The sequence below is a fragment of the Microbacterium sp. F01 genome, from assembly GCF_056156365.1.
This window is the reverse complement of record NZ_CM149592.1, coordinates 132,691-156,618: the sequence shown is the minus strand read 5'-3', so window position 1 is coordinate 156,618 and position 23,928 is coordinate 132,691. Positions and strand designations below refer to the sequence as shown.

The window sequence follows — 23,928 nt, the reverse complement described above, 5'->3', positions numbered from 1 at the left end:
CGTGTCGGCGATGACGCGGTCACCGGCTGGGCCACTCGGCTCCAGTGCAAGCGAACGTATCCCGGGGGATCAGGCCTATCCAGGGTCGCGGACGCACGTTTAGGTTGACGGATCGTGCAAGCTTTCCCGGGCCTGCGCGCGGCGTCCGGTGGTTTGCTGGAATGGGCGGGCTTCTGCCCGTCCACGTGAGGAGTGAAGACATGACGGATACCTCGACCACGGCGCCCGAGCGTGGCGCGCGAGCCGCGCGGCCCGGCGCCGACCCCGCGTCGCCCTTCTTCCGCGCGGGCGGCCGCAACCGCTTCACCGCCCGTCGTGCACGGGTCGCCGGGGTCGAGCAGGTCGCACCGGTGCTGCTGCGCGTGCGCGTCACCGGCCCCGACTTCGCCGACTTCACCAGCGGCGGACCCGCCGACCACGTGCGGGTGTTCTTCCCCGACCCCGAGACAGGCGAGCTGGTCGCGCCGACCGCCGTCGGCCCCGGCGAGGACGGGATCGTGCGGCCTGATGCGCCCACTCATGCCCGCGACTTCACCCCGCTCCGCGTGACGACCGTGGGCGACGAGATCGCCCTCGACCTGGACTTCTACCTGCACCCGTCCCCCGGTCCTGCTTCCCGCTGGGCGAGCGAAGCGCGCATGGGCGACGAGCTCGTGATCGTCGGCCCCCGCGGCTCGAAGGCGGCCCCGCAGGGCGCCGCGCGGCTCGTCCTCGTCGTGGACGAGACCGCCCTTCCCTCCGCGACGCGCTGGGCGGCCGAAGTGCCGGCGACCACCACGGTCGATCTCGTCGCTCTCACGTCCGACGACGGCACCTGGGTCTCGGACTACGTGACGGAGACCTCCGGTCGCACCGACGTCACGGTGCACCACCTCGACAGCGCCGGTGACCCCGAAACCGTGGTGGCCGCGCTCGACGTCGTGGGGGTGGACGCCTCGACTTTCGTCTTCGCTGCGGGCGAGGCATCCGTCCTCATCCCTCTCCGCCGCCACCTGCGCCGCACGCTCGCGCTCTCACCCGAGCAGGTCGCCCTCTCGGGCTACTGGAAGCGGGGGACCGCGGCCTTCGACCACCACGCTCCCATCGACCCGTCCGACCCCGACTGACGGTGTGCGGAAATCTACCCTTTCGCGCTTCCCGGCCCCAGGAATCGCGAAAGGGTAGAGTTCCGCACGGCGCGAACGGGGGTCGCGCGGTCAGTCGACGACGTCGGTGGCGTGGGCCGCCTGCCACTCGGCCGTGGCGCTCGCCTTCGGACGGCGCAGGAACAGCACCGCGACGACGCCGATCAGCATGGCCGCCGCCGACAGCAGCACCGATTGCGCCATGGCGGTCGCGAACGGCTCCGCGACGAAATCGGGCAGCGCGCCGGAGCTGAAGCTGCCGCCCGGAGCGTCGGCGGAGCCGGGGATGTTCGCCTCGATGCGGCTCTGCATGAACACGGCGATCGCGGCCGAGCCCAGCACCGAGCCGATCGTACGCGTCGTGTTGTAGATGCCCGCGCCCGCGCCGGCCTGCCGCGGGCTGAGGTTGCGCGTCGCGGTGGTGGCAAGCGGACCCCACATGCCGGCGTTGCCGACGCCCATGATGAACGAGGGGATGAGGAACACCCAGATCGGGGTGTCGAGGTTCATCAGCACCGAGTAGAGCACCAGCGAGCCGGCGACCAGGAGCAGCCCCGGCACGAGCAGCACGCGCGGGTCGGTGCGGTCGAGCCACCGGCCGGCGAGCGGCGAGAGCACGCCGGCCGCGACGGCCATCGGGATGAGCAGCAGCGCCGATTCCGTGGGCGTGAGACCGCGGGCGAGCTGTAGGAAGAACATCAGCGGCAGCGACATGCTCGTGACGGTGAACCCGACGGTCGCGATGCCGATGTTCGCCACCGAGAAGTTGCGATCGCGGAACAGTTCGAGCGGAACGAGGGGTTCGCTCTTGGTCCTCGCCTGCTGCCAGATGAAGAGCGCCATCACGATGACGCCCGCGATGATCAGGCCCCATACGGTGATCGGCCCCCAGATCACGCCCCAGTCGTACGTCTCGCCCTCCTGCAGGCCGAACACGACGAGGAACAGCCCGACGGCGCTCAGGAACACGCCGACCAGGTCGAACTTGTGCGGGTGCGTCTCGAGCTTGGGCACGAGGATCCACGCGAGCACGAAGCCGACGATGCCCACCGGGATGTTGACGAAGAAGATCCACTCCCAGCCGAAGCCGTCGACGAGCAGGCCACCTGCGAGCGGGCCGACGAGCATCGCGACGCCCGAGGTCGCGCCCCACAATCCCATCGCCGCGCCGCGCTGGTTCGGCGGGAACGTGCGCGTGATGATCGCCATGGTCTGCGGTGTCATGAGTGCCGCGCCGAGGCCCTGCACCGCGCGGAAGGCGATGAGCGCGCCGAGCGTGGGCGAGAGGCCGCAGCCGAGCGAGGCGAGCGTGAAGATCGCGAGGCCGCCCAGGTACATGTACTTCGGCCCGAACCGGTCGCCGAGGCGGCCTGTGATGAGCAGCGGCACCGCGTACGCGAGCAGGTAGGCCGAGGTGACCCACACCACGTTGTCGAGGTTGTTGGTGTCGGGGTCGAGCGCGGCCTTGATGGCGGGGTTCGCGACCGAGACGATCGTCGTGTCGACGAGGATCATGAAGAAGCCGATGACCAGCGCCCAGAGGGCGGGCCAGGGGCTGCGGGGCTTGTGCCCGACGGCATAGGCACCGGTGATCGGGCCGGCGACCCGAGCGGTGGCGGATACCGTGCCCGCCGTCTGGCGGGACTCCGGCGTTTCGGGGGTGGTCACTGTCGTGCTGCCTTTCTCTGGGCGAGATAGCGTTCCGAGGGGGTCGGGGTGGGACCCCAGGCGAAGTCAGGGGCGGCGATGCGCGGGAGGATCGCGTGCATCCAGGCGAGCTCCGCGCGGAGGAGCGCGAGCTCGCGGTCGATCTCGACGAGGTACTGCTCGGGCACGCCCTTCTCCAGGGCGTGGCGCTGGCCGTCCTCGAGGGACCCGAGCGACGCGGCGAGCGCGTCGCGTCTCACGCGGAGCAGCTCGATCGCCTCGCCCCGGTCCAGCCCGTGCACCTCGGCGAGCGCGACGCGGAACTCCGCCGGCCGGTCGACGCGCGGCAGCTCGCGGCGCACCCATTCGAGCACCGCGGCGGCGCCGGCATCCGTCTGCGTATACGTGGTGCGCTCGGGGCGATTGCCCTCGCGGTCGACACCGACCTCGGCGATCAGCCCCGCCCGTTCGAGCCGCCCGACCGTGTGATAGACCGTGCCGTTCGTGATCGTGACGAGCCGGTCGTCCCGGCGGAAATGCATCAGCCGGATCATCTCGTAGGGGTGCATGTCGCCCTCGCTCAGCAGTGCGAGCACGGCCACCCCGAGCGGGGTCAGGCGGGCGACGGCGTCTGTCACGATGATCACTCCAGTTCGATTAGTCCACGTGGACTATACGCCCTCTTCGGGGTGACCCGCACCCCTCGCGCTCCGTCGGTGGGGCGTCGTACGGTGAGGGTCATGGCAGACAAGGGCGCCGCACGCAGGGAGAAGTTCCCCGAGTCGTACGCGATCTTCGACCCGATCGTCGCGGAATGGACGGCACGACCCGACGTCTCGCTCGGCGCGATGTTCGGCTCCGAGGGGCTGAACGTCCGCGGCAAGGTGTTCGCCTTCGTGACCTTCGAGGGCGCGCTGATGGTGAAGCTGCCTGAGAACCGCGTCGGCGAGCTGGCCGAGGCGGGCGAGGCCGAACCGGCAGTCATGCGCGGCAGACCGATGCGCGAGTGGGCGACTGCGGGGACGGATGCTGCGGACCGCTGGCCCGCACTCGTCGCCGAGGCGTTCGCACACGTCGACGAGATCACGCCGTGAGCCCGCCCGCGCCCACGAGGCCTCCACCCCGAAACCCGCCGGAGCCACCCGGGATAATGGACGGGTGACGGCTATCCCCACCCCCACGACCGAGCTCTCCGGCTGGCGCCACGCCTACTCCGGCAAGGTGCGCGACCTCTACGTCCCGGCGGAGACGCCCGAGGGGGCGACGCCCGAACGCATGCTCGTCGTCGCGAGCGATCGCGTCAGCGCGTTCGACCACGTGCTGTCGCCGGGCATCCCCGGCAAGGGCGAGCTGCTCACCACCCTGAGCCTCTGGTGGTTCGACCGGCTCGCGGGCGCGGACGGGGGACGCAGCATCCCGAATCATCTCGCCGCCTCGCACGCGCTCACGCTCGGCGCCGACGGCCAGGCGAACACCCACGACGACCTGAAGCGCTTGATCCCGGACGCCGTCACCGGGCGCGCGATGGTCGTGAAGAGCCTCGACATGCTGCCGATCGAGTGCGTCGTGCGCGGGTACCTCACCGGGTCGGGCTGGGCGGAGTACCGGGAGAACGGCACGGTGTGCGGCATCGCGCTGCCTGAGGGCCTCTCGAACGGCGACCGGCTGCCCGAGCCGATCTACACCCCCGCCTACAAGGCTCCGCTGGGCGAGCACGACGAGAACATCCCGTACGAGCGCACCGTCGAGCTCGTCGGCGCCGAGCGCGCAGCCGAGCTGCGCGACCTCTCGCTCGAGATCTACGCGCGCGCGGCGGCGATCGCCGAAGCGCACGGCGTGATCCTCGCCGACACGAAGTTCGAGTTCGGCCTCGACGGCAACGGCGTGCTGACCCTCGCCGACGAGGTGCTCACGAGCGACTCGTCGCGATACTGGGATGCTGCGGCCTGGGCCTCGGGCACCACCCCCGAGGAGCGCATGGCGAGCTTCGACAAGCAGATCGTGCGCGACTGGCTCGCGGCGAACTGGCCGGCGCCACGCGAGGGCGAGCCGCCCGCGCTTCCCGCCGACATCATCGCCCGCACCACCGCCCGCTACCGCGAGCTGCTGGAGCGCCTCACCTCCGCCTGACCGACCTGCGCAGCATCCGGGATCACGCGTTCTTCATCGCCTTCAAGCGCGCGAGCAGCACCGGACCGCTGCGGTCGAGCATGCGCCCGCCGGTCAAGATGCCGGCGACGAGCACCGCGGTGCCGAACACGACGCCGATGGCGAAGGCGATCCAGCTCAGCGTTGCGCTCTGCATGAAGTACCCGGCGATGCCGACGATGATCGCGGGGGCCGACAGCGCGAGCGCCACCAGCCAGATGCCGAAGAAGGCCATGCCCTGCAGGAACGTCGTGCCGGGGACGCGCTTGAACGGGTTGTCGCCCGAGGCCGGCACCGGCACCACGAGCTGGGCCGAGGTGACGGCGCAGACGCCGTAGCAGGTGAAGAGGATCCCGAGCGCCATGCCGAGGACGCCGGGAAGCTGCGCCCAGTCGCCCGCGAGCGCCAGCGGCAGGATCGCCGCCAGGAACACCAGTGGCACGGCCACGGCCGCGGCGGCGAGGGTGCGGCCGAGCCGATCCGCGCGACCGCGGGCTCCGGTCGCGACCTCTGTGCCGAACGCGGTGCCGTCGTACGAGATGTCGGCGTAGACCACGATGCCGATGATGAACGCGATGATGGGCGCCGAGAAGGCCAGCGCCACGAGCGGGTCGCCGTTGCGCGCGTAGAACCACAGCAGAACCGGCACGAGCGGCACGGCGATGAGCTGGCGGAGATAGCGCGGGTCCCGTGTCCAATAGGTCAGCGCCCGCGCGAAGACCGCGCCCGCGGCGCCGGTCGGCACGCGGCCGAACCACCCGATCGACCCCGAACGCACGGCGGTGGCAGAGGAGAGCCGGGGGCGGACGAGCGAGCGGGCCAGCGACGCGCGCCAGAGCAGCCACAGCGCCGCGAGGGTGGCGAGGGCGATGAGCAGTTTCGCCGCGGCCGCAGCGAGGTTGCCGGCGGCGGCGTCGGCCGACACCGCCCACGCGGCGCCGAGCGGCGTCCAGCCGAGCAGCGGCAGCATCTCGGCAAGCGTGTCGGCGTTCACCCTGACGCCGCCGGCGAGGCCCGCGATGATCGGCCCCGCCAGGATGATCGGGATGAAGATCAGGATGCCCGCGACCTCGCGGAAGCGGCGTCCGCCGCCGAACCCGGAGGCGACCGTGGCGACGGCGCGCGAGGCGACCACCGCCGTGAGGATCGCCACCGGCGTGCTCACGAGCCACGCGAGGATCGCGGCCGGCCAGTGGGCCCACGTCGCGATCGTCGCGAGCGCGGCGACGGACGTGATGATGCCGGGGATGCCGCAGACCGCGGCGAGCGTGAGCGCGACCATCATCCGCGACGTCGTCATGGGGAACACGACGAGGCGGTCGGGGTCGAGCGTCGTGTCGACGCCGAAGGCAACGAGCGGGATGAGGGCCCACCCCAGGGTCACGAGGGATCCGGCGCCGATGACGACGATGCCGGCGAGCCGGACATCCGTGAACCCCAGCAGCACGAGACCGGCGATGACCCCCAGCAGCACCACCACGCCGTACAGCGCGCCGAGGACGAATCCCACGAGCTGCCACGGGCTGCGCGCGAGCTGATTGCCGAGGACGCGGAACCGCAGCCTCAGGAGCGTCGCAACCATTCCGGCCCTTCGGTGTGGCGGCGGCCGCCGACGAGGTCGACGAAGCGGTCCTGCAAGGACTCCCCCGCGCGCACGTCGTCGACGGTGCCGGCGACGAGCAGGCGACCCGCGGCGACGATGGCGACGTGGTCGCACATGCGCTGGACGAGATCCATCGAGTGGCTCGAGACGATGACGGTGCCGCCGCCGGCCACGTACCCGGCGAGGATGTCCTCGATGTTCGCCGCCGATACCGGGTCGACCGATTCGAAGGGCTCGTCGAGCACGAGCAGCCGCGGTGCGTGGACCAGGGCGCACGCCAGCGCGATCTTCTTTGTCATGCCGGCCGAGTAGTCGACGACCATCGTGCCCGCAGCATCCGTCATGTCCATGAGTGAGAGCAGATCGGCCGTGCGCTGCGCGATCTCGTCGTGGGACAGACCGAACAGCAGGCCGTTGTACGTGACGAGCTGCTCGCCGGTGAGGCGGTCGAACAGCTTGACGCCGTCGGCGAGGTTGCCGACCATCGCCTTGGCCTTCACGGGCTCGCGCCACACATCGACGCCGTGCACGAGTGCCTGACCGGCGTCGGGCATGAGCAGGCCGGTCGCCATCGACAGCGTCGTCGTCTTCCCGGCTCCGTTCGGGCCGACCAGCCCGTAGAACGATCCGGCGGGCACCCGCAGGCTCACATCGGTCACCGCGAGCTTGTCGCCGAATCGCTTGTGGAGTCCGCGGAGCTCGAGGGCCGCAGCGCCGAGAGGTGCGTGAGGAGAAGTCATCCCCTCCACCCTCTCGGATCTTGCTGCCGAAACAGGGGATCCTCGCCGAAACCGGGGACGACGCCCTTGGTCTCGGCGCGATTCCCCTGGCTCATCGCGCCGCTAGGGTGATCCTCGCACCATCACCCGAGCGCTAAGGAGCGCGCATGCCTTTGTGGACCATTCACGGCAACGGCCGGACCGTCGAACCCGGGAAGGTCGTGAAGCCCGATGAGCGGCTGAACTGGCCGGCGACGGTCGCGATCGGCGCGCAGCACGTCATCGCGATGTTCGGCGCCACGTTCCTGGTGCCGGTGCTGACGGGCTTCCCGGTCTCGACCACGCTCCTCTTCTCGGGCGTCGGAACGCTGCTGTTCCTCCTCATCACGAAGAACCGCCTCCCCAGCTACCTCGGCTCGTCGTTCGCGTTCATCGCGCCGGTCACCGCCGCCACCGCGTCGCAGGGCATGGGCTCGGCCCTCGCCGGCATCGTCGCCGTCGGCGTGCTGCTGGCGGCGGTCGGCTTCATCGTGCAGTTCGCCGGCCTCGGCTGGATCGAGAAGCTCATGCCGCCGGTCGTCGCCGGCGCCATCGTCGCACTCATCGGCTTCAACCTCGCGCCGGTCGCGTGGCAGAACTTCCAGCAGGCGCCGATCACGGCGACCATCACGCTTGTCGCGGTGATCCTCGGCAGCGTGCTGTTCCGCGGATTCCTCGGGCGGATCTCGATCTTCCTCGGCGTGATCGTCGGCTACATCGTGGCGCTGCTGCGCGGTGAGGTGGACTTCACGCAGGTCAACGAGCTCGTCGCGAACGGCCAGTGGGTCGGCCTTCCGACCTTCCAGTTCCCGGCCTTCGGCAACCCCGGCACCTGGAGCGTCATCGCGATGTTCCTGCCGGTCGTGCTCGTTCTCATCGCCGAGAACGTCGGCCACGTGCGCGGCGTCGCGACGATGACCGAGGCATCCGTCAACCAGTACACCGGTCGTGCGCTCATCGCCGACGGTGCGGCGACCGTGCTCGCAGGCACCTTCGGCGGCTCGGGCACGACGACGTACGGCGAGAACATCGGCGTCATGGCGGCGACCCGCGTGTACTCGACGGCCGCGTACTGGGTCGCGGGCGTCTTCGCGATCCTGCTGTCGCTGTCGCCGGTGGTCGGCGCGGTGTTCAACTCGATCCCGGCCGGCGTGCTCGGCGGCGTGACCACGGCGCTCTACGGCCTCATCGGCATCATCGGGATCAAGATCTGGGTCGACAACCGCGTGGACTTCTCGCGCCCGGTGAACCAGTACACCGGCGCCGTCGCGCTCGTGATCGCCATCGCCGGCTTCACGATGCAGTGGGGCGACTTCCAGCTCGGCGCGATCGTCATCGGTGCGGCCGCGGCCCTGCTGATCTACCACGTGGGCAACGCCATCGCCCGCTGGCGCAAGACCGGCGCCGACGACGGCGGCCCGATCCCCGCCGTCGGACAGCTCGGCGGCGACCCGCAGGACTCGCAGGTGAAGTAGCCCGCCACCCGTTCGGAATCGCGAGAGGGTAGGTTTCCGCACGCCGAGAGTGTGCGCAAACCTACCCTTTCGCGATTCGTGGGGGTGGGGAATGGGATGCTGCGGCGAATGGTTGTAGCTACACGTGAATGACATCGCGCGCTCCGACCGCCTTGACGCCGCCACATCGATGGGAGCTGTCACGCTCCTCGTCGGCGACCTCGACGGCATGACGGCGTTCTACCGCGACGTCATCACCCTCCAGGTACTGTCGGCCGAGGGCGACGAGGTCGTGCTCGGGCGCGCGGGGCGGCCGGTCGTCGTGCTGAAGCACGAGCCCGCCCTCCGCCACGCGAGCCCCGGCGCGGCCGGCCTCTTCCACACAGCGATCCTGTTCGAGACGCAGGAGGCCCTCGCGGCCGCGCTGTACAGCGTCGCGCAGCGCGCGCCCCAGACGTTCACCGGCTCGGCTGACCACCTCGTCAGCCAGGCCTTCTACCTCACCGATCCCGAGGGGAACGGCGTCGAGCTGTACTGGGATCGCGCCCGTACGGAATGGTCGTGGACCCACGGCAGCATCGAGATGGCGACCCTCTACCTCGACCCCAACGGCTTCCTCCGCGACCACCTGACCGAGCGGGCCGCGAGCGGCGCGACCGGGCAGGACGCAGCATCCGTCGGTCATGTGCACCTGTCGGTCGGCGATGTCGCGAGCGCCCGCGCCTTCTACGTGGACGCGCTCGGGTTCGACCCGACGGCGGAGCTCGGCAACCAGGCGCTGTTCGTGAGCGCCGGCGGCTACCACCACCACATGGCGATGAACGTGTGGAACTCACGCGGCGCCGGACCACGCATGCCGGCGCTCGGCCTCGGCCGCGTCGACCTGGCGCTGCCCGACGCCGACTCCCTGGGCGAGCTCGCCGAGCGCCTGCGCCATCACGGCCTCGAGGTGCGCGACGACGGCCGGACGGTCTCGTTCGACGACCCCTGGCGCAACCTTCTCCACGCCACGGTGCCCGGTCGCGGCTGACGCCCTGGGCTCAGACGGAGTCGCGGACGACGAGCTCCGTCTCGAGGATCGTGACGTGACGCGGATGCCGCCCTGCGAGGAGGTCGACCAGCACCGTGGCCATGCGCTCCCCCTGCGCGAACGACGGCTGGCGCATCGTCGTCAGCGGCGGGATGACGGAGGTGGCCACCGGCGAGTCGTCGAAGCCGATGATGGCGACGTCCTCGGGGACGCGCAGCCCCTCGGCCGCGAGCACCGTCAGCACGCCGCGCGCCATGAGATCGCTGGCGACGAAGACCGCGTCGGGCCGGGCGCCGGTGGCGAGCACGCGGCGCATCGCGTCGGCGCCGCCGTCGGCGGTGAAGTTGCCGTCCTCGACCGCGATCTCATCGAGGTCCCATGCGGCGAGCGCGTCGCGGTACCCCTGCAGGCGGTCGACGCCTGCGGGCATGTCGCGCGGACCGGTGATCGTCGCGATGCGGCGGCGGCCGCTCTCGATCAGGTACACCGTGGCGTCGTAGGCCCCGCGGACGTTGTCGACGTCGACGTAGTAGTCGCGCTCCCGCTCGCGCACCGGCCGGCCGCCGTAGACGACCGGCACGACGCTCGCGATGCGGTCGATGAACGTGTCGCTGGTGTGGTGCGAGACCACGATGGCGCCGTCGACCGCGCCCGAGCGCACGTAGCTCGTCGTCTTGTCGCCGGGGTCGTCGCTCGCGATGAACAGGTTGAGCACGTAGTCCGAGCGGCTGAGGCGCGAATTGATGCCCGACACGATCGCCGCGAAGAACGGGTCTCCGAAGAACCGCGTGGTGTCTTCGGGCACGATGAGCGCGATCGCGTGCGTCTTCTGGCTGGCCAGCGACCGGGCGGCGCGGTTGGGCACGTAGTTGAGCTCGCTGATCGCGCGCGTCACCGACTCCAGGGCTTCGGGGCTCACGGCGGACGACCCGTTCACGACGCGTGACACGGTCGAGCGTGAGACACCCGCGGCCGCGGCGACCTCTTCGATCGTCGCGGCGTGTGCGCTGCCGGCTCCCCGATGGGTCTGCCGCGTGGCGTCGGTGCTCATTCCTGTCCCCTCCTTCCCGGATGCTACTGCGCCGCGGACACCCGGCGCCGCAGTGCTACGACGCGACGGCCGCCGCGCGCGCGGACTCCAGGTCGATCGCCCGGGCGCCGATGATGCGGCTGTACTCGAGAGCGCTGTCCTTCGGCGTGCGCTCCTGGGTGTCGTAGTCCACGCGCACGATGCCGAACCGCTTCTCGTACCCCCAGGCCCACTCGAAGTTGTCCAGGAGCGACCAGTAGAAGTATCCGCGCACGTCTACGCCGGCCTCTGCCGCGTCGAGGATCGCACCGAGGTGCCCGCGCAGGAACTCGACGCGGTCGGCGTCGTGCACGCGCTTCACGTCGCCCTCGACCACGAGCTCGTCGTCGTAGGCGGCGCCGTTCTCGGTGACGTACAGCACCGTGCCGGCCGGCTGGGCGTACTCGTCCCACACCCGCTCCAGGAGCGTGGTGAGCCCCTCCGGCTGCACCTCCCACTGCATCGGCGTGCGGGGAAGCCCGCGCTCGTGCCAGTAGATGCCCTCGTGCGAGGGGTACGGCGAGCGGCCGGGGCGGTCGGTCGGCGCGTCGCCGCCGATCGGCGGGTTCACGGGTTCATGCCCACCCACGTACTCGCCGTGGTAGTAGTTCACGCCGAGTGTGTCGATCGGCGTCGCGATGGTCTCGAGGTCGCCCGGACGCACGGCGGTCTCCCACGCGGCGATGGCCGCAGCATCCACCTTGCGGATGTCTTCGACGATGTCGGCCGGGTACTGCGCGCGGAAGATCGGGTCGAGGAACCAGCGGTTGAACTGGCCGTCGATACGGCGCGCGGCATCGACGTCGGCCGGGTCGTTCTCGTCGACGGGTTCGGCGACCGTGAGGTTCAGCGTGATGCCGAGCTTGAGCGACTCGTCCCGCGCGCGCAGCTCGCGGACCGCCTGGCCGTGGCCGAGCAGCAGGTGGTGCGCGGCGAGCACGCCCTCCTCGACGCTGTAGTGGCCGGGCGCGTGGAGTCCCGCCGTGTAGCTGAGGAACGACGAGCACCACGGCTCGTTGAGCGTCGTCCACACGTTCACGCGGTCGCCCAGCGCGTCGTGCATCGTCAGTGCGTACTCGGTGAAGAGGTCCGCGGTGTCGCGATTCGCCCAGCCGCCCTTCTCCTGCAGCGCCTGCGGCAGATCCCAGTGGTAGAGCGTCAGCCAGGGGAGGATGTCGGCCCCGAGCAGCTCGTCGACCAGTCGCTTGTAGAAGTCGACTCCCTTGAGGTTCACCGCTCCGCCGTCGGGTCGCACGCGCGACCACGACGTCGAGAAGCGGTACGTCTGCAGCCCCAGCTCCTTCATGAGCGCCACGTCATCGCCGTAGCGGTGGTAGTGCTCGCACGCCACGTCGCCGTTGTCGGCGTTGATGACGGCGCCCGGCACGCGGCAGAACGCGTCCCAGATCGAGTCGCGGCGCCCGTCCTCGTGGGCGGCGCCCTCGATCTGGAAGGCGGCGGTCGCGGCGCCGAACAGGAAGTCCTGGGGGAAGTCGCGGGGGATCGCGGTCGTCATGAGGTCAATGATCCTCTCGGGGAACGTCGGTGTCAGGATGCCGAAGGCGGTGGGGAGGAGAAGGGCCTAGCCCTTGACGGCGCCGGCCATGATGCCGCTCACCAGCTGCCTGCCCGTGAAGGCGAAGACGATGAGGAGCGGGATCGTCGCGAGCAGCACGCCGGCGAGCACGACCGAGTAGTCGACGAAGTAGTTCGACTGGAGGAGCGACAGCGCCACGGGAAGCGTCGGGCTCTGCCGGTCGAGCACGATGAAGGGCCAGAAGAACTGGTTCCACGCGCCCACGAAGGTGAAGAGGAACAGCATCGCCGCTGCGGGACGCGCAGCCGGCACGCCGACCGTCCAGAACGTCCGGAGCATGTTCGCGCCGTCCACACGCGCCGCCTCGATGAGCTCGTCCGGCACGGTCTGCGACAGGTACTGCGTCATCCAGAACACGCCGAACGCGCTGGTGAGCGCGGGGATGATGATCGCGCCGATCTGCCCGGTCCAGCCGAGGTCGGAGAACAGCAGGTACAGGGGCACGACGCCGAGCTGCATCGGCACCGCCATGGTCGCGACCACGAAGGCCAGCAGCCACTTGCCGCCCGGGAAGCGGAGCTTCGCGAACGCCCAGCCCGCGAGGGTGGAGAACAGGACGACGGATGCTGCGATCACGGTGGAGCTGAAGACCGAGTTCCACAGAGCCTGCCAGAAGTTGACGGCCGGGTCGTTGATGACCTTCAGGGCGTTGTCGATGAAGTTGCCGCCCGGCAGCCACGACATGTTCGGGTTGTTGATGGTCGACGCGTCGCCCGAGCCGATCAGGAACGACCAGTAGTAGGGGAAGATCGCCGAGACCACGACGACCCCGAGCCCGACGTACACCCAGAACCCGGCTCGCACGCCGCGGATCTTCGTGGTCCGGCGGCTCCGGCGCGCGTTGGGGAGGTTCTCCTCGACGACGGCGAGAGGCGGGGTGTTGATGGCGCTCACAGCTGGGCTCCCTTCCGGCCGCGGCGGCGGCGCTGGATGACCCCGCGTCCGCCCTCGTCGCGGACGAGGGCACGGGTGACGGCGAGGTTGATGAGGCCGATCGCCAGGATGATGATGAAGAGGATCCACGCCAGGGCGGCGGCGCGGCCGAAGTTGAACTCGCCCCAGCCGATGTTGTAGAGGTACAGCGTGATCGTCAGCCACTGGCCGGCGGCACCGCCGCGACCGGTCTGGTCGAACATGCGGGGCTCGTCGAAGATCTGCAGACCGCCGATCGTCGACGTGATGATGACGAAGATGAGGGTGGGCTTCAGCGACGGGAGCGTGATGCTCCAGAACTGGCGGAAGGCGTTGGCGCCGTCGACGGTCGCCGCCTCGTAGTACTCGCGCGGCACGGCCTGCATGGCGGCGAGGAGGATGAGGGCGTTGTAGCCGGTCCAGCGGAAGTTGACCATCGTGGCGATGGCGATGTGGCTCCAGAACGGGTCCTTGTGCCACTGGATGGGCTCCAGCCCGATGCTGGTGAGGATGTTGTTCACGAGGCCGTGGTTGTCGCCGAAGAGGTTGCTGAAGATCAGCGCGACGGCGACCGGGGCCATGACGTACGGGAGCAGGACGCTCATGCGCCAGAAGGTCTTGGAGCGGATGTTCTTGTCGAGCATCGCCGCGATGAACATCGCGAGGATGAGCTGCGGCACCGACGACAGCAGGAAGATGCTGAAGGTGTTCCGCAGCGCGATCCAGAAGTCGGCCTGGGACAGGATCCAGATGTACTGGTCGAAGCCGACGAAGGTGCCGGAGTTGCGGACGAGGTCCCACTCCTGGAACGAGATCACCGCCGTGTAGACGATCGGGAAGAGTCCGACGATCGCGAACAGGATGAAGAACGGCGAGATGTAGAGGTAGGGCGAGACCTTCAGGTCCCAGCGGCTCAGCTTGTGGGAGAACGAGAGGACGCGCGGCTGGCGTTCCGGATCGGGCCGATCGGCCGGCCCGGATGCCGTCGTACGGGTGGCGGTCGTGGTCACCGGTGGCTCCGATTCGGGTGTCGAGGGTGGGCGTGGAGGCGGAGCGCGTGCGGGCCGGGGGGACCCGCACGCACTCCGCTTCTGCTGTCAGACCTCGTCCGGGCGAGCGGACGCGGTCGTCAGTGTCGGCCTATCAGAAGGCCTCGACCTCGGCGACGTACGCGTCCCACGACGCCTGGGCGTCCTGGGTGCCGTCGAAGACGCGGGTGATGGCGTCCTGGAGCGCGGTGTTGTACTTGAAGTAGTCCGCGCTCTTGTACGGGGTGACGGTGATCGCCTCGGAGCGGTCCGCGAAGATCGTTCCCGTGGGCGCGTCGGCGAAGTACTCGTTGGTCGAGTCGGTGATCGACGAAGCGCTCTGCGCGTCGAGCGCGCTCGGGTAGGCGCCGACGTTCACGAACGTCTTCTCCTGCTGCTCCGGAGCGGTCAGCCAGTCGGCGAGCTTGAGGGCTTCGTCGACGTTCTTGCCGTTGGCCGGAACGGTCAGGTACGAGCCGCCCCAGTTGCCGCCGCCGTTCGGGAACGCGTTCGCGATCTCCCAGCCGGTGACCTCCGGCGCGTTGCCCGAGATGATGCCGAGCATCCACGGCGGGCACAGCATCGCGGCGAACTCACCGTTGGCCATCGACGCGTTCCAGTCGTCCGACCACTGGCCCGAGTAGGCCGAGTTCGGGATGCCCCGCTCGACGACGAGGTTGTACGCGGCCTCGAGGTCGGGGTTGTCGGTCGCGACGACGGTGCCGTCGGGCTCGTCGTACGGGAACTCGATCTGGTTGACGATGCCCTGGAACGCGGAGTTCGCGGAGTCGAGCATCGGCTTGCCGGTCGCCGTCTTGTACTGGTCGGCCAGGTCGAAGAACGTGTCCCAGTCGCCGTCGATCGCCGAGGCGACCTCATCGGGCGTCGAGGGCAGGCCCGCGGCGGCGAACAGGTCGGCGCGGTAGCAGACGGCCTGCGGGCCGATGTCGGTGCCGAAGCCGACGAGGCGGCCGTCCGCGTCGGTCGCGGCGGCTTCCTTCCACTCGACCCAGCGGCCCTTGGCGCTGTCGGGCACCTCGGCGAGCAGGTCGGAGTACTGCATGGCCTCGGCGAACCAGTCGACCTCGACCGCCTCGATGTCGGCGAGGCCCTCCTTGCCGAGCTTCGCGAAGAAGTTCGTGCGGGCGTCGTCGGTGATGGCGGCCTTGTTGTGGACGATCTTGATGTTCGGGTTCTCGTCCATGTACTCCTGGAGGAGCTCGTCGTCGTACCCGAAGTCGTTGAACGTGGCCAGGGTCAGCGTGATCTCGCCGTCTTCGCCACCGGCCTCGTCTCCGCTGCCACCGGCGCAGCCGGCGAGGACGATGGCCGAAGCCGAGAATGCGGCGATTGCCACTGCGCTTCTGCGGAAGGCGCGTGCGTTCACTGTCACTCCTTTGTGTTGTCAGGGTCGTGTGTGTTGCAGGACCGGCGCGGAGGGAACCGTGCCGTAGTGGTCGTGGGAGCGTTCCCATCGATCGAGACGCAACGCTATGGGATCGCTCCCACGAAGTCAAGGGAGCGCTCCCATGGATTGATCACGGTTGTGTCACGAGGGTTCGAGCGGCCCGGAGAAACGCCGTGCGCACGGGCCCGTAGACTGGAGGGGACCCCTGCCCGCGACATCCGGCGTTTCGACTCCTCGCTGCGCTCGTCGCTCAACGACCGATAGCTGCGGCCTCCGGCCGCCAGGAGGATCCGATGCCCACCATCGTCGTCGACGTCATGCCCAAGGCCGAGCTTCTGGACCCGCAGGGGAAGGCCGTCTCCGGCGCCTTCGCCCGTCTCGGCGTCTCCGACTTCAGCGGCGTCCGCATCGGAAAGCGCTTCGAGCTCACCGTCGACGGCGAGGTCACCGACGAGGTGCTCGCAGAGGCCCAGCGCATCGCCGACGAGATCCTCTCGAACGCCGTGATCGAGGACGTCGTCGGCATCGAGGTCGTGGAATGACCGCCCGCATCGGCGTCATCACCTTCCCCGGCTCGCTCGACGACCGCGACGCTCAGCGTGCGATCGAGATCGCCGGCGGCGAGGCCGTCGCCCTGTGGCACGGCTCGCACGACCTCGACGGCGTCGACGCGCTGGTGCTCCCCGGCGGCTTCAGCTACGGCGACTACCTGCGCGCCGGAGCCATCGCGGCGCTCGCGCCGATCATGGCGGAGGTGAAGGATGCCGCGGCCAAGGGCATGCCGATCCTCGGCATCTGCAACGGCTTCCAGATGCTCGTCGAGGCGCACCTCCTGCCGGGCGGCCTGATCCGCAACGCGCACCAGCAGTTCATCCGCCGCGACCAGAAGCTCCGTGTCGAGAACAACGACACCGCCTGGACCAGCGATTTCGCCTCCGGCCAGGAGATCGTGATCCCGCTGAAGAACGCCGACGGCGGCTACATCGCCTCGGAGTCCGAGCTCGACCGTCTCGAGGGGGAGGGCCTCGTCGCCTTCCGCTACCTCGGCGTGAACCCCAACGGCTCGCTCCGCGACATCGCCGGGATCACCAACGAGCGCGGCAATGTGGTGGGTCTGATGCCCCACCCGGAGCACGCGGTCGAGCCTGGCTTCGGTCCCGACACCGCGGCCGCGATGCGCTCGGGCGTCGACGGACTGTCGTTCTTCACCTCGGCCATCGCGGCCGTGGTGGGCGCCGCGGCCTGAGCCGCAGCATCCGCGGTCGGTTCTAGACGGTTCCCGCCGGCGGCCACACTCCGATGATGAGCGCCATCACGACGATCGTCACGAGCTCGTGCGCGATGTTGAGGACGGTCAGCGACGACGGGCGTCCCTCGAACGCGTCGTGGGTGATGAAGCGGGCGGCGGTGAACCCCGCCCACAGGATCACGCCGGTGAGCAGCGCCGACCAGAGGTAGCTGCCGCCGTAGAAGTGCCACGCGATCGACGAGGCACCGGCGAGCACCCACGCGGTCACGAAGCTGACGATGACGGTCACCACGATCGGCACGACGGCGCTGGCACCGGGCCGGTCCATGTCGACGTTCGCGAGCTTCGCCCAGCGGGTGCCGAACACCTTCGGCGTGTACCAGATCGAGCCGACGACCATGCTCGACGCCGTCGCGATCAGCACCGCCCAGTAGTTGATCTCGGGAACCACGTCCGCCTCCTCCCGCGCGCCGCACGGGTCGCGGTCGCCGCTCGACGCGAGCGTAGCGCCGCCCGGTGACACCGGCCTCGCACCGCGCCGGTAGCGTGGAGCGAGTGAGCACAGACACCCGGAATCTCGTCGTCAGCGTCCCCACCGTAGAGCTCGCCGCCGATCTCGGGGCCCTTCCCGACGGCGTCGAGCTGGTGGTGTGGCCGATGGATGCCGCGGCCCCGCGCGACCGGTTCGACATCGTGGTTCCGCCCTACATGTCGATGGCCCGCGTGCTCGAGCGCCTCGAGGGCGTCGAGGTGGGGCTCGTGCAGGGCCAGTCGATCGGCTACGACGGCGTCGCCGACATCCTGCCGGACGGCCTGGTCTTCGCGAACGCGGCGTCGGTGCACGAGACCTCTACGGCCGAGCTCGCCGTCGGCCTCGCGATCGCGGCGCAGCGCCACATCGACGCCTTCGCCGTCGACACCGCGGCCGGTCGCTGGGCGCCGGTGTTCGCCCAGAGCCTCGCCGACCGCCGCGTGCTGCTGCTCGGCTACGGCGGCGTCGGCAAGGCCGTCGCCGCACGGCTCGAGCCCTTCGAGGTGGAGCTCACCACGGTCGCCTCGCGTTCCCGAGTCGAGGACGGTGTCGCGGTGCACGGCATCGACGAGCTGCCGGAGCTGCTCCCCCGCGCCGAGATCGTGATCCTCACGCTGCCCGGCGGCGAAGCCACTCAGGGGCTCGTCGACGACGCCTTCCTGTCGGCACTGCCCGACGGCGCGCTCATCGTCAACGTCGGCCGCGGCACCCTCGTCGACACCGACGCGCTCGTCGACCACGTGCGTCGCGGACGCATCCGCGCCGCCCTCGACGTCACCGACCCCGAGCCGCTTCCCGAGGGGCACGCGCTGTGGGGTCTTCCCGGGGTGCTCATCGCCCCGCACGTCGGCGGCGCGTCGAGCGCGATGCGGCCGCGGGTCGCGAAGCTCGTGCGCACGCAGATCGAGCGCCTCGCCGCCGGCGAGCCCCCGATCAACGTCGTCCTCGGGGGCTGATCCGGTTACCCGCCCCCTTCTGTTCTTCGCCGCGGTGAGGTAGACCGGAGGGACGGACGGTGGTGCGCGATGAACGATTCTCCGAACGATCCCCCGAGTGCAGACCTGCCGCCGAAGGTGGAGAAGCTTTCCGCCTCGGCGTGCTGGGAGTACCTGCAGACCGCCGAACTCGGCCGGCTCGCGGTCGACAACGCCGACGGCGCGCCCGACATCTTCCCGGTCAACTACGTCGCGCACGAGGGGGCCCTGTACATCCGCACGGCCCGCGACCCGAAGCTCCTCCACATCGCCCACCACCCCATGGTCGCCTTCGAGGTCGACGGTGCGAGCGGCGACGACGTCCACTACTGGAGCGTCGTGATCCGGGGCCGAGCGGAGCGGGTCACCCGCGACGACGAGATCCGCGCCAGCGGGATCCGGCAGCTCGACTCGTGGAGCCCGACCGCGAAGCACTTCGTGATCAAGGTCACCGCCAACACCGTGACGGGCCGGCGTTTCCCCCAGCACGCGAGCCGCAAGGACCCCCTGATGGCGTTCGAGGGCGATGCGACCCTTCCGACTCAACCCGAGTCGTCGCCCCCGCCGCGGGCCGAGCGACCGGCGCCGATCCCGCACTTCACGCCGCGCACAGGTCCGCAGGACACAGTCCCGGGACCGCGCTCCGACGGCTGATCGCAGATGCCGACGGCAGGCGCGACGTCAGGCGGTGAAGACCGTGTGCACGTCGCCGACGACCTCGCGACCGCCGAGCGCCGTCAGCTCCATGAGCACCGCGGTGCCCACCACCACGCCGCCGAGCGTCTCGACGAGCTCGTGCGCCGCGACGAGCGTGCCGCCGGTGGCGAGCACGTCGTCGACGAGCAGCACCCGGGTGCCGCTGGCGATGTCGTCGTGCGCTTCGATCGTGGCCGTGCCGTACTCGAGCGCGTAGGGGACGGATGCTGCGGGCAGAGGCAGCTTGCCGGCCTTGCGGATCGGCACCAGGCCCACCCCGGCCTCCATCGCCACGGCGCCCGCGAGCAGGAACCCGCGCGCCTCGACCCCGGCGACGACGTCGAACGACCCTTCGAACGGGGCGATCATCGCGTGGATGACGGTGCGGAGGGCCGAGGCATCCGCCAGCAGCGGCGTGATGTCGCGGAACTGCACGCCCGGCTCCGGGTAGTCGGGGATCGTGCGGATGAGGGATTCGGCGCGGGTGAGGGCTTCGGAGAGCACCCGCCAACCCTACGCCGGGCGCCTGTGCGTCGTTTGTTACGAAGGAGTGTAAGCGCTTGCAGTACACTGGCCGGATGACTTCCGCAGAGACCATCGAGCGCACGGACGCGTTCCTCACCACCGTCGGCGGCGAGTGGTGGCGCACCGCCGTCATCTACCAGATCTATCCGCGCTCCTTCGCGGACGCGTCGGGCGACGGCATCGGCGACCTCCCCGGCGTCACCTCGCACCTCGACGACCTCGCGCACCTCGGCATCGACGCCATCTGGCTGAGCCCGTTCCAGCGCTCGCCCCAGAAGGACGCCGGCTACGACGTCAGCGACTACTGCGACGTCGACCCGCTGTTCGGCACCCTGGCCGACTTCGACGACATGCTTGCCGCGGCGCATGGGCGCAGCATCCGTGTCATCGTCGATCTCGTCCCGAACCACTCGTCCGACCAGCACGAGTGGTTCCAGCAGGCTCTCGCCGCAGCTCCCCACAGCGTGGAACGGGCGCGCTACATGTTCCGCGACGGCAAGGGCGAGAACGGCGAGCTGCCCCCGAACAACTGGGAGTCCGTCTTCGGCGGACCGGCGTGGACGCGCGTGATCGAGGCCGACGGCGAGCCCGGCCAGTGGTACCTGCACCTCTTCGACTCGTCGCAGCCCGACTTCGACTGGTCGAACGACCAGGTGCGCGAGGAGTTCCGGCGCATCCTGCGCTTCTGGCTCGACCGCGGTGTCGACGGCTTCCGTGTCGACGTCGCCCACGGTCTCGTGAAGGCCGAAGGGCTGCCGGACTACATCCCGAACCCCGAGGCCGGCTCGATGGGCGGCGAGGCCGAGAACGTCCCCTACTGGGGCCAGGACGCCGTGCACGAGGTGTACCGCGACTGGCGCAAGATCCTCGAGGAGTACCAGGGCCATCGCGCCCTCGCCGCCGAGGCGTGGCTCCCGACCGCTGCACGCACGGCCGAGTGGGTGCGCTCCGACGAGATGCACCAGGCCTTCAACTTCCCGTACCTCGAGACGAAGTGGAACGCCGCCGACCTCCGCGAGGTCATCGACGTGTCGCTCGACGCGTTCCCCGGCGTCGGCGCACCCTCGACGTGGGTGCTGTCCAACCACGACGTGGTGCGCCACGCATCCCGCCTCGCGCTGACCGCCGAGAACCCGCAGGGTCATGGAATCGGCCCAGACTCGCCGGGTCAGCCGATCCCCGAGGTGGGCCTCGCCCGCGCCCGCGCGGCCACGACGCTCATGCTCGCGCTCCCGGGCTCCGCCTACCTCTACCAGGGCGAGGAGCTCGGCCTTCCCGAGGTCATCGACATCCCGGGCGACGCCCGCCAGGACCCGACGTGGTTCCGCACGAACGGCGAGCGCTACGGCCGCGACGGCTGCCGCGTGCCGATCCCGTGGAACGCTGATGCCCCGGCCTACGGCTTCAGCGACACCGGTGCCTCGTGGCTGCCCCAGCCCGCCGAGTGGGCGACGCTCGCCCGTGACGCGCAGACCGGTGTCGAAGGCTCGACGCTCGAGCTGTACCGCTCGCTGCTCGCCGAGCGCCGGGCGCGGTCGCTCGGGGCGGGTTCGCTGGAGTGGATCGACGGACATGGAGCGGATGCTGTCGCATTCCGCAACGGGAATGTCACCGTCCTCGCGAACACGGGTTCCACGCCGATCGCGCTGCCGAGCGGTATCGTGATCGCGGCGAGCGGTCCGGTCGCGGACGGGGAGCTCCCGGGCGACACGACGGTCTGGCTCGAGACGGCCTGAGCCGCAGCATCCGTTCGGAGCAGCAGCACGCTCCCCTCTCTCCGTTGAGTTGGCGTATACGCACGAGACACGCCCGGCGAGTCGTCCATATACGCCAACTCAACCGTGGGGAACGAGAAGAAGGTACGGTGACGACGTGGTCAGCATCGACGAGGTCGCCCGCGCGGCGGGGGTCTCGACGGCGACCGTCTCGCGCGCGCTGAGCGGGCGCGGGCACGTCTCGGCGGGCGCGAAGGCGAAGGTCGAGGAGGCCGCCAAGAGCCTCGGCTACGTCGTGTCGGCGTCGGCGTCGAGCCTCGCCTCCGGGCGCACGCGAAACATCGGCGTGCTGGTGCCGTTCCTCGACCGGTGGTTCTTCTCGACGGTGCTGAGCGGGATCGCCTCGGCCCTGATGCGCCGCGGCTACGACATCACGCTGTACAGCCTCACCGCCGACCGCGGCGAGCGGCACGACATCTTCGACACGTTCCTTCGGCGCCAGCGCGTGGACGGCGTCATCGCGATCTCGCTCGAGCTCGGCCAGGAGGAGACCGAGCGACTCGTCGAGCTCGACCTGCCGGTGATCGCGATCGGCGGCCCGAACCCGCTGCTCACCACCCTCACCGTCGACGACGTCGCCGTCGCGCGCCTGGCCACGGAACACCTGCTCGCGCTCGGGCACCGCCGGATCGCGCACATCGGCGCGAGCCCCGAGTTCGACATCGACTTCCACATTCCGACGCAGCGCCGGCAGGGCTTCGAGCTGGCGCTGGCCGACGCCGGCATCGAGGTCAGCCCGTCGCTGTTCGAGCCCGCCGACTTCACCATCGAGGGCGGGTTCCGCGCCGCGAAGCAGCTGCTGGGCAAGCCGGGCAGCCGGCCGACCGCGATCTTCGCCGCCTCCGACGAGATGGCGATCGGGGCGCTCCTCGCGGCCCGCGAGCTCGGCTACCGCGTCCCCGAGGACCTCTCGGTCATCGGCATCGACGGCCACGAGCTCGGCGAGTTCTTCCGGCTCACCACGGTCGACCAGTTCCCCCTCGGCCAGGGCGAGCGCGCCGCCGACGCGATCCTCGAAGCGCTGGAATCGACGGACGCCGAGACCCCCACGCACCGCCCGGGAGAGCTGCCGTTCGAACTCATCGTGCGCGGCTCGACCGCCCGCCTCCCCCAGTAGGGCTCGTTCCCCGGCCGCCGGTTAGGCTCGACCGCATGACCCTCGACCTCGAAGCGATCTACGTCGATCTGCACCGGCATCCGGAGCTGTCCTTCCAGGAGACCCGCACGGCGGGGGTGATCGCGCAGCACCTGACCGGGCTCGGCATCGAGTTCGAGGAGGGGATCGGCAAGACCGGCGTCGCCGGCGTGATCCGCAACGGAGACGGCCCCGTGGTATGGCTGCGCGCCGACATGGACGCCCTGCCGGTGCCCGAGCAGACCGGCCTCGAGTACGCGAGCACGGCCCGCGGCACCGATCCGGCCGGCAACGACGTGCCCGTGATGCACGCGTGCGGCCACGACATGCACGTCACCGCGCTCCTCGGCGCCCTCGAGCGCCTGGTCGCCACCAAGGATGAGTGGTCGGGAACGATCGTCGCCGTCTTCCAGCCCGCCGAGGAATATGGCGCGGGCTCGCAGGCGATGATCGCCGACGGCGTGCTCGACCGCTTCCCGAAGCCCGACATCGTGCTCGGCCAGCACGTCACGCCGCTTCCCGCCGGAACCATCGGCGTGCGCAGCGGCACGCAGATGGCGGCGTCGGACGGCATCACGGTCACCCTGCTGGGTCGTGGCGGCCACGGCTCGCGTCCGCAGGCGACGATCGACCCCGTCGTCATGGCCGCGGCCACCGTCATGCGCCTGCAGACGATCGTCTCGCGCGAGACCGATCCCCGCGACGTCGCCGTCGTGACCGTCGGCTCGATCCACGCCGGCCTCAAGAACAACATCATCCCGGCGGAGGCGAAGCTCGAGCTCAGCCTGCGCTACCCCGACGACGAGGCACGCGCCCGCGTGCTCGAGAAGGTCGAGCGCATCGTGCGCGCCGAGGCGCAGGCCTCGGGCGCCGAGGAGCCGCCGGTCATCGTCACCGACCACACACTGCCCCCGACGATCAACGACGTCCACGCGACCGCCCGCCTGGTGCTGGCGTTCGACGCGGCGTTCGGCGAGGGCACCGTCATCGACCCGGGCATGTTCACCGGCAGCGAGGACGTCTCGTGGTTCGCCCGCGAGGCCGGCGTGCCCCTGGTGTTCTGGTTCTGGGGCGGCGTGGACCCGCAGACGTTCGCGGAGGCGTTCGCGGCGGGCACGGTCGAGCGCGACATCCCGACCAACCACTCGCCGTTCTTCGCACCGGTGCTGCAGCCCACGCTGAGTCGCGGCGTCGACGCGCTCGTGGTCGCGGCGCGCGAGTTCCTCGCCGAGCCGACGGCGTAGACGGGAGACGGATGCTGCGC

General features: G+C 70.2%; 23 protein-coding genes. 12 read left to right on the top strand and 11 right to left on the bottom strand.

All coding sequences use genetic code 11. The features are described from left to right. The first annotated feature begins 200 nt into the window (after nucleotides 1-200). Complete coding sequence (locus ACVN90_RS00695; protein WP_475100240.1) at nucleotides 201-1,106, top strand: siderophore-interacting protein; 906 nt, start codon at nucleotides 201-203, stop codon at nucleotides 1,104-1,106. A gap of 90 nt (nucleotides 1,107-1,196) precedes the next feature. On the opposite strand, the gene ACVN90_RS00690 is transcribed toward ACVN90_RS00695, so the two are convergent. Both ACVN90_RS00690 and ACVN90_RS00685 read right to left on the bottom strand, forming a co-directional pair. Next, nucleotides 1,197-2,717 (bottom strand): DHA2 family efflux MFS transporter permease subunit, encoded by a 1,521-nt coding sequence (locus ACVN90_RS00690; RefSeq protein WP_475102170.1) that lies wholly within the window; start codon nucleotides 2,715-2,717, stop codon nucleotides 1,197-1,199. 71 nt (nucleotides 2,718-2,788) lie between these two features. Continuing rightward, on the bottom strand, nucleotides 2,789-3,418 hold the full coding sequence (locus tag ACVN90_RS00685; RefSeq protein WP_475100239.1) for a PadR family transcriptional regulator: 630 nt from the start codon (nucleotides 3,416-3,418) through the stop codon (nucleotides 2,789-2,791). A gap of 93 nt (nucleotides 3,419-3,511) precedes the next feature. On the opposite strand from ACVN90_RS00685, the gene ACVN90_RS00680 reads away from it, so the two are divergent. Together ACVN90_RS00680 and ACVN90_RS00675 are read left to right on the top strand one after the other, a co-directional pair. Beyond that, complete coding sequence (locus ACVN90_RS00680) at nucleotides 3,512-3,865, top strand: hypothetical protein (RefSeq protein ID WP_475100238.1); 354 nt, start codon at nucleotides 3,512-3,514, stop codon at nucleotides 3,863-3,865. Nucleotides 3,866-3,929: 64 nt separating this feature from the next. Next, nucleotides 3,930-4,901, top strand: coding sequence for a phosphoribosylaminoimidazolesuccinocarboxamide synthase (locus ACVN90_RS00675; RefSeq protein WP_475100237.1), 972 nt, complete (start codon nucleotides 3,930-3,932; stop codon nucleotides 4,899-4,901). A gap of 22 nt (nucleotides 4,902-4,923) precedes the next feature. Here ACVN90_RS00675 and ACVN90_RS00670 read toward each other — a convergent pair whose 3' ends face one another. Both ACVN90_RS00670 and ACVN90_RS00665 read right to left on the bottom strand, forming a co-directional pair. Beyond that, nucleotides 4,924-6,501, bottom strand: coding sequence for a hypothetical protein (locus ACVN90_RS00670; RefSeq protein ID WP_475100236.1), 1,578 nt, complete (start codon nucleotides 6,499-6,501; stop codon nucleotides 4,924-4,926). After that, the gene (locus tag ACVN90_RS00665) at nucleotides 6,483-7,262 is read right to left on the bottom strand and encodes an ABC transporter ATP-binding protein (RefSeq protein ID WP_475100235.1); all 780 of its coding nucleotides are present in this window, start codon (nucleotides 7,260-7,262) and stop codon (nucleotides 6,483-6,485) included. Before ACVN90_RS00665 ends, ACVN90_RS00670 begins: the two co-directional genes overlap by 19 nt. Nucleotides 7,263-7,408: 146 nt before the next feature. Here ACVN90_RS00665 and ACVN90_RS00660 point away from each other — a divergent pair, with 146 nt between their 5' ends. Continuing rightward, nucleotides 7,409-8,755 (top strand): uracil-xanthine permease family protein, encoded by a 1,347-nt coding sequence (locus tag ACVN90_RS00660; protein ID WP_475100234.1) that lies wholly within the window; start codon nucleotides 7,409-7,411, stop codon nucleotides 8,753-8,755. Between the two features lie 169 nt (nucleotides 8,756-8,924). Next, the gene (locus tag ACVN90_RS00655) at nucleotides 8,925-9,764 is read left to right on the top strand and encodes a VOC family protein (RefSeq protein ID WP_475102169.1); all 840 of its coding nucleotides are present in this window, start codon (nucleotides 8,925-8,927) and stop codon (nucleotides 9,762-9,764) included. A gap of 10 nt (nucleotides 9,765-9,774) precedes the next feature. On the opposite strand, the gene ACVN90_RS00650 is transcribed toward ACVN90_RS00655, so the two are convergent. The 5 genes from ACVN90_RS00650 to ACVN90_RS00630 all read right to left on the bottom strand — a co-directional run bounded on the left by ACVN90_RS00650 (nucleotide 9,775) and on the right by ACVN90_RS00630 (nucleotide 15,727). Continuing rightward, nucleotides 9,775-10,815, bottom strand: coding sequence for a LacI family DNA-binding transcriptional regulator (locus ACVN90_RS00650; protein WP_475100233.1), 1,041 nt, complete (start codon nucleotides 10,813-10,815; stop codon nucleotides 9,775-9,777). A gap of 55 nt (nucleotides 10,816-10,870) precedes the next feature. After that, complete coding sequence (locus ACVN90_RS00645; protein ID WP_475100232.1) at nucleotides 10,871-12,349, bottom strand: glycoside hydrolase family 1 protein; 1,479 nt, start codon at nucleotides 12,347-12,349, stop codon at nucleotides 10,871-10,873. Nucleotides 12,350-12,415: 66 nt separating this feature from the next. Beyond that, the gene (locus ACVN90_RS00640) at nucleotides 12,416-13,324 is read right to left on the bottom strand and encodes a carbohydrate ABC transporter permease (protein WP_475100231.1); all 909 of its coding nucleotides are present in this window, start codon (nucleotides 13,322-13,324) and stop codon (nucleotides 12,416-12,418) included. Continuing rightward, on the bottom strand, nucleotides 13,321-14,352 hold the full coding sequence (locus ACVN90_RS00635; protein ID WP_475100230.1) for a carbohydrate ABC transporter permease: 1,032 nt from the start codon (nucleotides 14,350-14,352) through the stop codon (nucleotides 13,321-13,323). The genes ACVN90_RS00640 and ACVN90_RS00635 overlap by 4 nt, the downstream gene beginning before the upstream one ends. Before the next feature lie 133 nt (nucleotides 14,353-14,485). Beyond that, nucleotides 14,486-15,727: an ABC transporter substrate-binding protein gene (locus tag ACVN90_RS00630; RefSeq protein WP_475100229.1), complete on the bottom strand. Its 1,242-nt coding sequence runs from the start codon at nucleotides 15,725-15,727 to the stop codon at nucleotides 14,486-14,488. Between the two features lie 344 nt (nucleotides 15,728-16,071). Between ACVN90_RS00630 and purS the strand changes: the two genes are divergently transcribed. Continuing rightward, complete coding sequence (purS, locus tag ACVN90_RS00625; RefSeq protein ID WP_475100228.1) at nucleotides 16,072-16,320, top strand: phosphoribosylformylglycinamidine synthase subunit PurS; 249 nt, start codon at nucleotides 16,072-16,074, stop codon at nucleotides 16,318-16,320. Next, nucleotides 16,317-17,024, top strand: a complete 708-nt coding sequence (purQ, locus tag ACVN90_RS00620) for a phosphoribosylformylglycinamidine synthase subunit PurQ (RefSeq protein WP_475100227.1) — start codon at nucleotides 16,317-16,319, stop codon at nucleotides 17,022-17,024. Before purS ends, purQ begins: the two co-directional genes overlap by 4 nt. A gap of 22 nt (nucleotides 17,025-17,046) precedes the next feature. Here purQ and ACVN90_RS00615 read toward each other — a convergent pair whose 3' ends face one another. After that, entirely contained in the window at nucleotides 17,047-17,478 is a 432-nt protein-coding gene (locus ACVN90_RS00615) for a DUF1761 domain-containing protein (RefSeq protein ID WP_475100226.1), read from the bottom strand. A gap of 104 nt (nucleotides 17,479-17,582) precedes the next feature. Between ACVN90_RS00615 and ACVN90_RS00610 the strand changes: the two genes are divergently transcribed. Together ACVN90_RS00610 and ACVN90_RS00605 are read left to right on the top strand one after the other, a co-directional pair. Beyond that, nucleotides 17,583-18,515 (top strand): 2-hydroxyacid dehydrogenase, encoded by a 933-nt coding sequence (locus ACVN90_RS00610; RefSeq protein ID WP_475100225.1) that lies wholly within the window; start codon nucleotides 17,583-17,585, stop codon nucleotides 18,513-18,515. 69 nt (nucleotides 18,516-18,584) lie between these two features. Further along, nucleotides 18,585-19,187: a pyridoxamine 5'-phosphate oxidase family protein gene (locus tag ACVN90_RS00605; RefSeq protein WP_475100224.1), complete on the top strand. Its 603-nt coding sequence runs from the start codon at nucleotides 18,585-18,587 to the stop codon at nucleotides 19,185-19,187. 27 nt (nucleotides 19,188-19,214) lie between these two features. On the opposite strand, the gene ACVN90_RS00600 is transcribed toward ACVN90_RS00605, so the two are convergent. Then, nucleotides 19,215-19,733 (bottom strand): adenine phosphoribosyltransferase, encoded by a 519-nt coding sequence (locus ACVN90_RS00600; protein WP_475100223.1) that lies wholly within the window; start codon nucleotides 19,731-19,733, stop codon nucleotides 19,215-19,217. 74 nt (nucleotides 19,734-19,807) lie between these two features. Here ACVN90_RS00600 and ACVN90_RS00595 point away from each other — a divergent pair, with 74 nt between their 5' ends. From ACVN90_RS00595 to ACVN90_RS00585, 3 genes are all read left to right on the top strand, one after another. After that, nucleotides 19,808-21,490 (top strand): glycoside hydrolase family 13 protein, encoded by a 1,683-nt coding sequence (locus ACVN90_RS00595; protein ID WP_475100222.1) that lies wholly within the window; start codon nucleotides 19,808-19,810, stop codon nucleotides 21,488-21,490. Nucleotides 21,491-21,626: 136 nt separating this feature from the next. Continuing rightward, entirely contained in the window at nucleotides 21,627-22,646 is a 1,020-nt protein-coding gene (locus ACVN90_RS00590) for a LacI family DNA-binding transcriptional regulator (RefSeq protein ID WP_387142815.1), read from the top strand. A gap of 35 nt (nucleotides 22,647-22,681) precedes the next feature. Then, on the top strand, nucleotides 22,682-23,908 hold the full coding sequence (locus tag ACVN90_RS00585; protein ID WP_475100221.1) for an amidohydrolase: 1,227 nt from the start codon (nucleotides 22,682-22,684) through the stop codon (nucleotides 23,906-23,908). Nucleotides 23,909-23,928: the final 20 nt, after the last annotated feature.

Coding starts and splice junctions, on each gene's coding strand:
- ACVN90_RS00655 (WP_475102169.1), top strand. CDS start 8,925: ATGGGAGCTGTCACGCTCCTCGTCGGCGACCTCGACGGCATGACGGCG.
- ACVN90_RS00585 (WP_475100221.1), top strand. CDS start 22,682: ATGACCCTCGACCTCGAAGCGATCTACGTCGATCTGCACCGGCATCCG.
- ACVN90_RS00680 (WP_475100238.1), top strand. CDS start 3,512: ATGGCAGACAAGGGCGCCGCACGCAGGGAGAAGTTCCCCGAGTCGTAC.
- ACVN90_RS00695 (WP_475100240.1), top strand. CDS start 201: ATGACGGATACCTCGACCACGGCGCCCGAGCGTGGCGCGCGAGCCGCG.
- ACVN90_RS00660 (WP_475100234.1), top strand. CDS start 7,409: ATGCCTTTGTGGACCATTCACGGCAACGGCCGGACCGTCGAACCCGGG.
- purQ (WP_475100227.1), top strand. CDS start 16,317: ATGACCGCCCGCATCGGCGTCATCACCTTCCCCGGCTCGCTCGACGAC.
- ACVN90_RS00605 (WP_475100224.1), top strand. CDS start 18,585: ATGAACGATTCTCCGAACGATCCCCCGAGTGCAGACCTGCCGCCGAAG.
- ACVN90_RS00645 (WP_475100232.1), bottom strand. CDS start 12,349: ATGACGACCGCGATCCCCCGCGACTTCCCCCAGGACTTCCTGTTCGGC.
- ACVN90_RS00595 (WP_475100222.1), top strand. CDS start 19,808: ATGACTTCCGCAGAGACCATCGAGCGCACGGACGCGTTCCTCACCACC.
- ACVN90_RS00650 (WP_475100233.1), bottom strand. CDS start 10,815: ATGAGCACCGACGCCACGCGGCAGACCCATCGGGGAGCCGGCAGCGCA.
- ACVN90_RS00665 (WP_475100235.1), bottom strand. CDS start 7,262: ATGACTTCTCCTCACGCACCTCTCGGCGCTGCGGCCCTCGAGCTCCGC.
- purS (WP_475100228.1), top strand. CDS start 16,072: ATGCCCACCATCGTCGTCGACGTCATGCCCAAGGCCGAGCTTCTGGAC.
- ACVN90_RS00670 (WP_475100236.1), bottom strand. CDS start 6,501: ATGGTTGCGACGCTCCTGAGGCTGCGGTTCCGCGTCCTCGGCAATCAG.